Source organism: Nocardia sp. JCM 38205 (assembly GCF_058222935.1).
Genome location: NZ_JBYHFL010000005.1, coordinates 71,253 through 82,874, shown reverse-complemented (window position 1 = coordinate 82,874; position 11,622 = coordinate 71,253). Strand labels below are relative to the sequence as shown.

At 69.2% G+C, this 11,622-nt stretch carries 10 protein-coding genes; 5 read left to right on the top strand and 5 right to left on the bottom strand.

All coding sequences use genetic code 11. The annotated features are described in order from the left end of the window. Positions 1-6: 6 nt before the first annotated feature. Positions 7-477, bottom strand: a complete 471-nt coding sequence (locus tag AC4HOU_RS19220; protein WP_194991988.1) for a VOC family protein — start codon at positions 475-477, stop codon at positions 7-9. 52 nt (positions 478-529) lie between these two features. Here AC4HOU_RS19220 and AC4HOU_RS19215 point away from each other — a divergent pair, with 52 nt between their 5' ends. From AC4HOU_RS19215 to AC4HOU_RS19205, 3 genes are all read left to right on the top strand, one after another. After that, positions 530-1,420: a DUF6597 domain-containing transcriptional factor gene (locus AC4HOU_RS19215; RefSeq protein ID WP_490724876.1), complete on the top strand. Its 891-nt coding sequence runs from the start codon at positions 530-532 to the stop codon at positions 1,418-1,420. Between the two features lie 79 nt (positions 1,421-1,499). After that, entirely contained in the window at positions 1,500-1,913 is a 414-nt protein-coding gene (locus tag AC4HOU_RS19210; RefSeq protein ID WP_490724875.1) for a DoxX family protein, read from the top strand. A 463-nt stretch (positions 1,914-2,376) separates the two neighbouring features. Further along, positions 2,377-2,829: a universal stress protein gene (locus AC4HOU_RS19205; RefSeq protein WP_014350356.1), complete on the top strand. Its 453-nt coding sequence runs from the start codon at positions 2,377-2,379 to the stop codon at positions 2,827-2,829. 145 nt (positions 2,830-2,974) lie between these two features. Here the strand turns inward: AC4HOU_RS19205 and AC4HOU_RS19200 are convergent, their stop codons facing one another. Further along, positions 2,975-5,299, bottom strand: coding sequence for a HelD family protein (locus AC4HOU_RS19200; RefSeq protein WP_195021505.1), 2,325 nt, complete (start codon positions 5,297-5,299; stop codon positions 2,975-2,977). Positions 5,300-5,464: 165 nt separating this feature from the next. Beyond that, a complete protein-coding gene (locus AC4HOU_RS19195; RefSeq protein ID WP_175585893.1) occupies positions 5,465-6,796 on the bottom strand; it encodes a diguanylate cyclase domain-containing protein in 1,332 nt (443 codons plus the stop codon). Positions 6,797-7,024: 228 nt separating this feature from the next. On the opposite strand from AC4HOU_RS19195, the gene AC4HOU_RS19190 reads away from it, so the two are divergent. Continuing rightward, positions 7,025-8,170, top strand: a complete 1,146-nt coding sequence (locus AC4HOU_RS19190; RefSeq protein ID WP_163813826.1) for a beta-ketoacyl synthase N-terminal-like domain-containing protein — start codon at positions 7,025-7,027, stop codon at positions 8,168-8,170. 21 nt (positions 8,171-8,191) lie between these two features. On the opposite strand, the gene AC4HOU_RS19185 is transcribed toward AC4HOU_RS19190, so the two are convergent. Further along, positions 8,192-10,027 (bottom strand): sensor histidine kinase, encoded by a 1,836-nt coding sequence (locus tag AC4HOU_RS19185; RefSeq protein WP_228816011.1) that lies wholly within the window; start codon positions 10,025-10,027, stop codon positions 8,192-8,194. A gap of 164 nt (positions 10,028-10,191) precedes the next feature. Between AC4HOU_RS19185 and AC4HOU_RS19180 the strand changes: the two genes are divergently transcribed. Then, complete coding sequence (locus AC4HOU_RS19180; RefSeq protein WP_195020988.1) at positions 10,192-10,947, top strand: sigma 54 modulation/S30EA ribosomal C-terminal domain-containing protein; 756 nt, start codon at positions 10,192-10,194, stop codon at positions 10,945-10,947. A gap of 3 nt (positions 10,948-10,950) precedes the next feature. Here AC4HOU_RS19180 and AC4HOU_RS19175 read toward each other — a convergent pair whose 3' ends face one another. Further along, entirely contained in the window at positions 10,951-11,583 is a 633-nt protein-coding gene (locus AC4HOU_RS19175; protein WP_163813763.1) for a response regulator transcription factor, read from the bottom strand. Positions 11,584-11,622: the final 39 nt, after the last annotated feature.

The window sequence follows — 11,622 nt, the reverse complement described above, 5'->3', positions numbered from 1 at the left end:
CAGTGCTCAGCCCTGGGTTGCCATCCATTCGTTCACGCGGCGCTCGGCCTCTTCCCGCGAGACATCCTCGACCTTGGTCATCACCGCCCACCGGTGGCCGAACGGGTCGATGATCACGCCGAAACGATCGCCGGTGACGAAGGTCTGCGGTTCTTCGACACAGCGGGCCCCACGCTCGACCGCACGGGCGACGGCCGCGTCGGTGTCGGGGCAGTAATGCACGAGGGAGGTGTGCACCCACTCGCCGTTCGGTGCGAGCACTCCGTTGTCCGGAATCGGCATGCCCAGCTGGAGCGTGGAATCGCCGATCTTCAGCTCCGCGTGGGCGGGCTGACCGTCGGGCAGATCGTTGCGGGTGATCACCTCGGCGCCGAAGACCTCGGTGTAGAAGTCGATCGCCTTGTTGGCGTCGGCGACGGCCAGGAAACAAGTGATGGAGTGGTAGCCGTCGGGAATCGGATTCACAGTGCTTGTCATGTCTTTCATCCTCGGCGCCACGGACGCCGTGATCTTGTAAGAAAGCGACATCATGGCCGAGCGGGGTGATCGCGGCGCCCTCACCGGGCGCAAAGGGATCCTGCATCCGGACGAGCAGGCCAGGTATCGCACCCTGAACCGGCTGCCGGTGGGTCCGGCGGTGGCCGAGTTCATCGACTGGTATTGGTCGGTGCGCTGGGATCTACGCGGCCGGCCGCCGTATATCGCCGAGGTGCTGCCGTTTCCGTGCGTGAACGTCACCTTCGAGCGGTCCGACGTCAAGACCGGCGGCTTCGTCAACGGCGTCTGCACCACCAAGTTCGTCCGCGAATTGTCCGGCGCCGGTGAAACGTTCGGGATCCGGTTCCGCGCGGGCGGATTCGGCGCGTTCACCGGACTCGACGTCGGCGAATTCCGCGACCGCACCGTCGCCCTTGCCGAGGTGCTGCCCGACGCGGATCGGCTCACCGCCGCGGTACTGGCCGAGCCCGGCGATGCGGGCCGCCGCGACATCGTCGAATCGTTCTTCGGCCGCGGACTGTCCGCGCCCGACCCGAACTACGACCTGGTGCGGCGCATCGTCGCGGCGATGGCAGGCGACCAGGAACTGACCCGTGTCGATCAGGTCACCGAGCGCTACGCGGTGTCGATCCGCACCCTGCAACGGCTGTTCCGGCGCTATGTCGGCGCCGGTCCGAAATGGGTGCTGCGCCGCTACCGGCTACAAGACGCGGCCGACCTGCTCGCCCGGGGCCGGGCCGAGGATCTGGCGGCACTGGCGGCCGAGCTCGGCTATTACGATCAGGCGCATTTCACCCGCGAATTCACCGCGGAAGTCGGAATGGCGCCGGCGGAATATGCCAAGCACACCCTTCGCGCCCGCAACGAGGTCACCGCGAAAATGCTCCCGCGCGGCGCGGAGATACCGGAACAGTTCCGATAGATCATTTCCGGCCGAACACCGGCCGGTCGAGTGGTTGAATTACGCATCATCTACCCACCGGCGAAACGAGGAGCTGGACATGGATGTCGTGGTGTTGATCGGCCGGGTGTTGTTCGTTGTGCTCTTTTTCGGCTCGGCCATCGGTCACCTCACCCAGACCGAGGCGATGACCGGATACGCGCAGAGCAGGGGTGTGCCCGCGGCCAAGGCCGGAGTGCTCGCTTCGGGATTGCTGATGGCGCTCGGCGGTCTGAGTGTGCTGCTCGGCATCTGGGCCGATCTCGGGGCGCTGCTGCTGTTCATCATGCTGCTGCCGACGGCGGTGCTCATGCACGGGTTCTGGTCCGAAACCGATGCGGAGGCCAAGCAGATGGAGATGATCCAGTTCAACAAGGATCTGGCGCTGGCGGGAGCGTCGCTGATGCTGTTCGCCTTCTTCGCCCACACCGACGAACTGGGATTGACCATCACCGGACCGCTTTTCAGCCTGTGACGGAGCGCACGCGCTAATATTGCGGTCCGCATCCGCAGTGAAAGGGAACGCATGGACATCATCGGCGCGATTCTGGGTATTTTCTGGGCCGACTACCGGCAGTGGCCCTGAGCCCAGTACCTGCCGGCCGCCGGCCCGTTCGTGATCGCGGACGGGCCGGAGCTGTTTCCGGCACCGGGCATGTGATGAATGTCCCAGAGCGGCAACGTCGTTCACCGATGTTGTGGCATATCACAGCCCAGCCCGGGCCGGTTTGGGTCCGCCCAGGTAGAGCAGGCCATGCGGTATTCGCCCAGGCCGGGCCGCTGCCACCGCGGGTGAACACTCCGAATGTGATGTGTTGCGAATTCTGATAATTCCGGGCGTATTGCCGCTATGGTCGACCCAGTCGCCGCGCCGAAGCCCCGACACGCCGGGACGAAAAACCTGACGCAGGCGTCCGACCCGCACAGTTGGAGGAGAGATGACCGCCTACCGGACCATTGTCGTCGGTACCGATGGCTCGGACTCGTCGTATGTCGCCGTCGACAAGGCCGCCGCACTGGCCGGGGCCGCAGGCTCGACCCTGATCGTTGCCTGCGCCTACTACCCGACCGACGACCGTGAGGTCGCCGCGGCCGCCGATGTGCTCAAGGACGAGGCCTACCAGGTGCGCGGTTCCGCGCCGACCAACGAGATCCTGCGCACCGCCCGCGACCGGGCCACCGCCGCGGGCGCCAAGGAGATCGTCGAGCGCGCCATCGTCGGCGAGCCGGTCGAATCGCTGCTCGACCTGGTCAAGGAGACCCAGGCCGATCTGCTCGTCGTCGGTAACCGCGGCCTCAACACCCTGACCGGGCGCCTGCTCGGCTCGGTGCCCTCGGACGTCGCCCGCAAATCGCGCTCGGACGTCCTCATCGTGCACACCGTTCGCTGACACCAGCCGCGTGGTCGCCGCCGCACCGGCGGCTGACACACCCGCGTGTTGTCCTCTGCCCCCCCAGGATGCTCGTGCACATTTTTCGCGGACACCGCCATTGGGGTTGCCGCTTCCTGGGGGGCACCCACGCCTGCGTGTGGCCCTATGCCACGGCCGGGCGCGCCTCGAGCGAGCTCAGCACCTCGGGCAGATCGGTGCTGTGCAGCACCGTCAGCCGCTGGGTCGCGCGGGTCAGCGCGACGTACAGATCGTTGAGCCCGCGCGGCGACTCACCGATGATCCGCTCCGGCGCCACCAGATACACCGCGTCGAATTCCAGGCCCTTCACCTCGTGCACCGTCAGCACGCGCACCGATTCCGCCGCAAGTCCGGCCAGTTCGCCGGCCAGTGCGTGCGGCACGATCACCGCCGTGGTGCCCGGCCCCTGCTCGGCCGCGAGCAGCCGCGCCAATTCGGTGCCGAAGGCAGGCTCGTCGCACCGATGCGCCTGCGGCGGATGCCCGGACTCGCGGACCGAGCGTGGTACTCGGGCCTTCGCATCGATGGCGGTCAGCACCTGCGCGGCCACGTCCATGATCTCGGCGGGCGTGCGGTAGTTGACGGTGAGTTCGGTGAGCTTCCACCGTTTGGCCACATACGGTTCCAGCACCGTCTGCCAGGTGGAGGCGCCCGCCGGGTCACCGGTCTGGGCGACATCGCCGACCACGGTCATCCAGCGGTTCGGGATGCGGCGCATCACCATCCGCCACGCCATCTCCGACAGCTCCTGTGCTTCGTCGACGATGACGTGGCCGTAGGTCCAGGTGCGGTCGCCCGCCGCGCGTTCGGCGGTGGTCTGGCGGGTGCGCACCTGCTGGCGTTCGGCCAGCTGCCCGGCATCGATCAGGTCGTAGGCCATGAGGATCTCGGGGTCGAGTTCGTCCTCGAGATCCTGCGGTGCGGAACCGGTGAGGATGTCGAGCGCGTCCTGGGCCTCGGCCAGCTGGGCGCGCCAGCGGCGGCGGGCGCGTTCGCGTTCCTCGGCGTCATCGATGCCGAGCAGTTCGGCCAGCTCGTCCAGCAGCGGAGCGTCGGCGGCGCTGAATTCGCCGGTGTCCTGACGCAACAGTTCGGCGCGGTCGGCCGGGTCCAGCGAACTCGCGGCCCGGTCCAGGCGGGCCGGATCGGCCAGCAGATCGGCCAGCACCTGCTGCGGGGTCAGGATCGGCCACAGTGCGCCGATGGCACGCTGGATCTGCGGATCCGAGCGCATCTCGTCGGCGATCTCGGCCAGATCGGTGCTGCTGAGCAGGCTGCGCGCACTGTCGACGGGGTCGGCGCCCATGGTCGCGGCCAGCTGTTCGGTGAGCGCGTCGATCACCGAGGACGCGAAGATCGGGCGGGCCAGATTGTGCGGCCGCCGCGAGGAGCGGGCCCGGCCCCTGGCCTTGGTGACGATCTTGCGGTTGAGCGTCAGCGGATAGCCGTCGAAGCTCAGCGCGATCGGCTCCTGCGGCACCTCCTGCCGGTCCCGCACCGCCTGCTTGAGCACCTCCAGAATGCTCAGCGAACCCTTGATCTCACCGGCCCGCAAGGAATCCTCCCGGGTGGCCTTCACGCCGGGATACAGGTCGCCGATGGTCGACAGCAGTACGCCGGTCTCACCGAGCGAGGGCAGCACCTGGCCGATGTAATCGAGGAAGGTCGCGTTCGGCCCGATGATCAGCACACCGGCCTTGGCCAGCTGCTGCCGGTAGGTGTAGAGCAGGTAGGCGGCGCGATGCAGCGCGACCGCGGTCTTGCCGGTGCCCGGCCCGCCCTGCACCACCAGCACGCTCTTGTGCTCGGCGCGGATGATCGCGTCCTGCTCGCTCTGGATCGTTTCGACGATGTCGTTCATATGGCCGGTGCGGGCGGCGTTCAACGCCGACAGCAGGGCGCTCTCACTGCCGACGCCGCCGTCGTCCTCGGTGACGCCGGCGCGTTCGGCCGCCTCCAGATCCAGGTATTCGTCGTTGATCGCGGTGACCCGGCGATTGCGGGAACGGATGTGGCGCCGGCGCAGCACGCCGTCCGGCGCGGCGGTTGTGGCCAGGTAGAACGGCCGGGCCAGCGGGGCGCGCCAGTCCAGCAGCAGGGTCTCGTAGTCGTTGTGCTCGTCGAGGATGCCGAGGCGGCCGATGTAGCGGCGCTCGGCCTCGGGCTCACCGTCCTCGGTGCCGTCGCCGTCGAGATCGATGCGGCCGAAGCACAGGCCGTGTTCGGCGGCATCGTATTTGGCCAGGTCCTCGGTGTAGAGCTGGGTGAACGATTCGCGTTCGCTGCGTGCCTGTGGGGTGCCGCCGGTCTCCAGCAGGACGGTGCGCAGCCGTTCGGTGGCGTACTTGCGCATGCCGTCGAGGCGGTCGTAGAGGACGTTCAGATGGGCCTGTTCCCGATCGATATCGGTGCCGGTGCTCGATGCGGTGGTGGTCTCGGTGTCCGGGATCGGGGAGCGGTGATCCTGAGTGAGGCGGTCGGGCAAAACGAACTCCTTGTCACCCGGTGACTGGCACCAGTGGGGCAGGCAGACGACAGCGGTGGTGGAAGGCGCGGACGATCGGAAAACGGAATCGTCCAGTCTACTGCGCGTTCGGCGTGGTCGCCGCCGCGCTCAGGACGCGTGGGTGTTGTTCGGCCTGCGGGCGGGCCCGATCAGGCCCTCGCGATGCCCGGCCGGCTTGGCGCGGTACATCGCCACGTCCGCGTCGTGCAGCACCGCTTCGGGGGTGCGCCGGTCGCCCGGGCGCAGCGCGGTGACCCCGATCGAGGCGTTGACCTCGATGCGATGCCCACGCGCGACGATCGGTTCGGCCATCGTCCGCTGCAACCGCAGGATCAGCGCGTCCAGATCGGCCTGCCGGGTGCGCCCGGACAGCAGCACCAGGAATTCGTCGCCGCCGAGCCTGCCGACGATGTCGTCGGCGCGCAGCGCCCGCTGCAAACGCTGCGCCACGATCTGCAGCACCGTGTCACCGATGGCGTGGCCGAGGGAGTCGTTGATCGCCTTGAATCCGTCCAGGTCGATGAACATCACCACCGACACCGGCAGATCTTCGCTGGCGGCCAGCGCGCCCGCGAGTTGCGACAAGATCAGCGACCGGTTGGCCAGCCCGGTCAGCGAATCGTGGGTGGCCTGATATTCCAGGTGCCGCCTGCTGGCCCGGTATTCGGTGATATCGGCGAACGAAGACACCGCCGAGGAATCCGGATCGCCGGGATTGAGCAGCCTGCTCGACCCCGACAGCCAGCGCCGTTGCCCGTCGGAGCGGTCGACGCCGAAGACATAGCCGGTGATGGTCTCGCCGGTGGCAAGGGTGCGCGCGACCGGATGTCGGGCGGTGGACATCGGCTGGGCGTTGGTGTCCAGCAGCGTCAGCGGCAGCTCGGCGATGCTCACCCCGGCCAGGTCACCGGCGTCCTCGATGCCGAAGATGCGTCGCGCGGCCGGATTGACCGATTCGATCCGGCCGTCCCGGTCGATGACTGCCACGCCCTCCTCGAGCTGGGACACCACCGTGGTGAAGTGCTGTTCGGCGCGGCGCTGGGCGGCCTCGGCGGCGCGCTGGGCGCTCAGATCGTGGATGACGACCTGGTAGGCGGCCTGGTCGTGCCAGACGGTGAGCACCGAGACGGTCTCCACCGGCACCTGCGTGCCGTCCAGCCGTAGCAATGTCATCTCGGCGGGGGTGGAGGCCGCGCCCGCCCGGGTGAGCCGGGAGATGCGGTCGAGCATGCCGGGCACCGAATCCGGGTGCACGAACTGCACCAGCGGGCGTCCGACCAGATCTTCCGGGCCCGAGGCGGCCAGCATGCGCACCGTCGCCGGGTTGACGTAGACGATGATGCCGCGTTCGTGCACGCAGATACCGTCCGGAGTGTGTTCGACCAGAGACCGGTACCGCTGCGCCAGCTGCTCGGCGGCGCTGAGCCTGTCCTCTCCCACCTCGAACCCCCGATCGTCCACCGATAGCTGGTCATTGGAGCACGGGATTATTCTGGATCCGACATGTGCGCCGTTCACATGATCGACGCGATTGCCGTGTGTCGGGTACTGCGCCCGGGCTCGATCCGGTGATCATGACAGAACCGGTTCTTCACGACGGCGGGCCGGCGCGAGTGGCCGGAGGAGATCGGGCCGAGGAGCGATGCCATGTCCGAACCTGATCATCATATGTCCATTGCCGGTGTCGGCGCTGTCACCGGGTACGGATGGGGGCGCGAGGCGCTGTGGCGCGGACTGCTGAGCGGCAAGTCGGCGGCTGGCGTGCAGCCCGGTTACGGCGTGGGACGCGATGAGCCGGCATGGGTGTCGCTGGTCCCGTCGGGCGGCGATCCGCGGGTGAGCGGCAGCCGATACGGGCGCGCCGTGCACGCGGCGGCGCGCGAGGCCATCGAGGATGCGCGCGCCCGTGGCTGGCGGCCGGGCCGCACGGTGGGCCTGCTGCACGCGATCGTGCTCGGCGACGTGGCCAACTGGCGTGACTTCTACACCGTCGACGACGGCCACCGGCGTTCCCGCGGGTATCTTCCGCTGCTGCCGTCCACGCCGATCTCGGTGGTGATGCAGGAGTTCGGTTTCCACGGTCCGGCGATGAACGTGTCCGCGGCGTGCAGTTCCGGCAATGCCGGATTGCTCACCGCGAAGCTGTGGCTCGACAGCGGCCAGGCCGACGACGTGGTGTGCGTGGTGAGCGACCTGTCGGCGACACCGGAGATGGTGGAGCATTTCGTGCGGCTCGGCGCCGCCGTCACCGATGCCGAACCGCTGCAGGCCTGCCGCCCGTTCCAGGAAGGCAGCCGTGGTTTCAGCATGGGGGAGGCGTCGGTGGGTTTCGTGCTCAGCCGCTCGGCGCCGCGCCCGTATGCCCGGGTGCTCGGCGGTGCGATGACCAACGACGGCTATCACGTGGTGTCGGTGGATCCGGGGCACGGCCAGATCATCGAATGCGCGCGCCGGGCGCTCCGCGCGGCAGGCGTATCGGCGGATCAGGTGGCCTATTTCAATGCCCACGGCACCGGCACCCGCCAGTGCGACGACGCCGAACGGGCGCTGCTGGCCGAGGTCTTCGACGACCGGCCCGCCATCTACGCCCTCAAGCCGCTGACCGGCCACTGCCAGGGTGCGGCGGCCGCGGTGGAGATCGCCGCCGCGGCCATGGGCTTCGAACGCTCGCTCGTGCCCGCCGCGCCGATCGTCGCGTCACCGCATCCGCGGTTGCTGGACGGGCCGGTGGCGAGCGCGGGCGCGATCACGGCGAAACTGTCGCTGGGGATGGGCGGCAACAACGCGATGGTGGTGCTGGCACCGCCGGAGTGAGCCGCCGCGACGGATCGGCGGTCACGGCAGGGGAGCCGTCCAGCAGAGCCGGGTCCCCGGCAGTGCGTCCGCGCTCTCGGCGCGCGAGTGCCTGGCCACCGCGGCGGTGACGGTGAACCGGCCCGCGGCCTCCTCGGCGCGCTGCTCGAGGTTGCGCAGCCCGCTGCGGATGACGTGGTTCGGCACGCCCCAACCGTTGTCGGTGACCACGATGGTCAGATCGTCGGACACCCCGATGTCGACGGTGACGGTGTCGCCGCCGGAATGGCGCACCGCATTGCTCACCGCCTCCCGCACCACCGCCTCGGCATGATCGGCCAGCTCGGGTTCGAGCACCGACAGCGGTCCGGAGAACTGCACGGTGGCGCGGATCTCGGTATCGGCGGTCTGCTGACGGATGGCGTGTTCGATGCGTTGCTGTAGCCGCGCGCTGTCGGCGCCACCGTGCAGATCGAAGATCGAGGTGCGGATCTCCTGCACGACCTCCTGTAGATCGTTGATCACTCGTGAGAGCCGGTCGCGGACCTCGGGCACCGTCGCCCGCGGCACCGCACCCTGCAAGGTCAGCCCGATCGCGAACAGCCGCTGGATCACATGATCGTGCAGGTCGCGGGCGATGCGATCGCGATCGGCCAGGATGTCGACCTCACGCATCCGTCGTTGCGCGTCGGCCAGTTGCATCGCCAGTGCCGCCTGATCGGTGAACGCGGCGGTGAGCTCGACCAGCTCGTCGGAATACGGCGCCGAGCCGGCGCGGCGCACGGTGACCAGCGTGCCATGGGTGGCGTCCGGGGTGCACAGCGGCAGGATCAGCGCGGGCCCGGGGGAGGGCAGGGTGATGCCGAGCGTCACCTGCCCGGCGTCGTCGAAGCGCAGCGGGGTGCGGCGGCCGAACGCCTCACCGACGGCAGTGCCGGTCAGCGGAATCGGATGCCCGGCCCGGCGCGCGTCGGGGCCGGACCAGTGGGTGATCAGCAACTCGCTGACGTCGCCCGGACCGGCCGCGGCCAGGAAACACAGCTGCGAGCCGGTCAGCGCCCGCGCATGATCGACCACCCGTTCCAGAGCCTTGCCCGGTGTGCCGACGGCCAGGAATTCGGTGGCGACATCACGGGTGGCTTCGATCCATTCCTGCCGGGTGCGTGCCGACTCGTAGAGGCGCGCGTTGTCGATCGCGATGCCTGCCGCCGCGGCCAGCGCTTGCACCAGGACCTCGTCCTCGGCCGTGAACGGCTGTCCGCCGGACTTCTCGCACAGGTAGAGGCTGCCGAACACCTCGTCGCGGATCCGGACGGGCACGCCGAGGAAGCTGCGCATCGGCGGGTGGTGCGCCGGGAATCCGACCGAGGCCGGATGGCCGGTCAGATCGTCGAGCCGCAGCGGCGTGGGCTGGGCGAAGACCGCCCCGAGCACGCCGTGGCCCGCGGGGAGGGCGCCGATCCTGGCCCTGGTCGCGTCGTCGATGCCCTCGGCGACGAACTGGAAGAGCTTGCCGCTGTGCTCGCGCACCCCCAGCGCGCCGTAGCGGGCGTCGATGAGGGTGGTCGCGGTCCGCACGATCGCACTCAGCGTGTCGTCGAGATCCAGCCCGGAGGTGACCGTCAGCATGGCTTCGATCAGCCCGTCCATCCGGCCGCGGGAATCGGCCGACACCTCGACCCGATCGCTGACCTCGGCCAGCAGTTCACGCAACCGCTGCTGGTAGAGGGCGCCGCGCACGGCGGGCGGGCCGATGCGTTCCTTCGTGGCCCGGTGAGTCGGTGCGGCGGCCGAGTCCGCCCCGGCAGCGGTGTGGCGAGCCGGCCGGGAGTCGGCGCCCGAGGACCCGCGGCGGTGGGCTCCGGTCTGCTCGGCCATCGGCTTCCTTGTCGTCTGCGCGCGAGGCGGCCCGTCCCCCAGCGGCGGTCCGATGCGGCGTCGTAACCAATGCTATGGCGCGATCGGGGACTTTCGGCCCTGTTCGTGATCTCCGCGTGATGGTGGCATATCCGCACGGCGAGAATAGAAAGCAGGGGTTTCCTATGAATTCGCTGGAGCTGTGGGACACCGCGACCGAGCCGGACCTCGCGGTCACCACCCGTGGCGCGGTACCGCCGGCCGACGTGACCCGTGCGGTGCGGGCCATCGGGCGGGTACTGCGCCGTCATCATCTCGACGCGGCCGCGCACGTGCGCGTCACCGCACCGGCCGACGCCGATCAGCCGACGGTCGTGCAGGCCAATATCCATTCCCGCGATACCCGCACCCGGGTGCAGGTGCCCGGCCCACGCGGTTTCGCGGTCACCTTCGCCGCCGAACGGCTGGACCGCCAGATCGCCCGGCTCGGCGCCGATCCGGTCCCGCGGGTCTGGCCGGATCCGGCCCGGCCGCCGCTGGCCCGGGTCACCGAGCAGCGGCCGATCACCCGGCGCAAGGACTACGCCCTGCTCACGGGCACCCCGGCGCAGGCGATCGAGGTGCTCGACGCCATGGATTACGACGCGCACCTGTTCACCGACGCCGCGACCGGCGAGGAAGCCGTGGTGCACTGGATCGACCCGGACGGGGTGCACATGATCCGCCAGCACAGCACCGCGCCCACCGAGGCCGTACCCGCGCCGATGGCGTTGACCGTGGACGCCGCACCCGCCCCGCGGCTGGACGAGGGCGATGCCGCCACCCAGCTGTGCTGGCGTGGCCTGCCGTTCCTGTTCTATACCGATGCCCGCACCGGCCGCGGTCATCTGCTCTACCGCCGCTACGACGGCGACCTGGCCCTGGTGCGCCCGGCCCGCTAGCGCCTACCGCTCGCCGAGCTTGGTGGCGAGCACCGCGGCCTGGGTGCGCCGCTCCACGCCGAGCTTGGCGAGCAGCCGGGAGACGTAGTTCTTCACTGTCTTCTCGGCGAGGAACATGCGCGCGGCGATCTGCCGGTTCGTGAGCCCCTCACCGAGCAGGGTCAGCAGTTTGCGTTCCTGCTCGGTGAGCCCGGCCAGCGGGCCGTCGTCCTCGGTGCTGCGCCGCAGCCGCGTCTTCAGCGCCGCCGCGGCACGCGTATCGAGCAGTGAACGGCCCGCGCCGACCTCTTTGACGGCGTCGGCGAGCTCCATGCCCTTGATGTTCTTCACCACATATCCCGAGGCTCCGGCGAGGATCGCATCGAGCATGGCCTGGTCGTCGGTGTAGGAGGTGAGGATCAGGCAGCGCAGATCGTCGAACTCGGCCAGCAGATCGCGGCACAGCTCGATGCCGTTGCCGTCGGGTAATCGCACGTCCAGCACCGCGACTCGGGGGCGAAGGGCGCGGATGCCGATCATCGCCGACGCGACGTCACCGGCCTGGCCGACGACGGTGAGATCCGGATCGCTCTCCAGCAGGTCGATCAGACCGCGGCGGACGATCTCGTGATCGTCGACCAGGAACACCTCGAGCACAGCCGACTCCTGTTCGTTTGTCTACCCTGGTCAAGGTAG